This window comes from Marinobacterium sedimentorum, from assembly GCF_024267675.1.
Lineage (GTDB): Bacteria > Pseudomonadota > Gammaproteobacteria > Pseudomonadales > Balneatricaceae > Marinobacterium_A > Marinobacterium_A sedimentorum.
On sequence record NZ_JALDYX010000199.1, the window covers coordinates 1 to 217 of the forward strand.

Genomic DNA, 217 nt, shown 5'->3' on the forward strand with positions numbered 1-217 from the left:
TTGTTTTAATGCATTAGCTAGATTATCAAATTCAGTCCAACTATATACAGAGACACCTGAAGCATTCGGATGTCCACCACCACCAAAATCATTTGCTACATCATTAATAATGATTTTACCCTTTGAACGAATTCGACATCTAATTTGGTCTCCTTCATCTACACCAAACATCCAAATTTTCAAACCTTGAATATCAGCTATAGTATTTACAAATTGA

Annotated in this window: 1 protein-coding gene; it reads right to left on the bottom strand. The window is 33.2% G+C overall.

All coding sequences use genetic code 11. The features are described from left to right. Nucleotides 1-217: DHHA1 domain-containing protein (locus tag MRS74_RS24390; RefSeq protein ID WP_254582759.1), on the bottom strand; the 217-nt coding region annotated here is incomplete at both ends.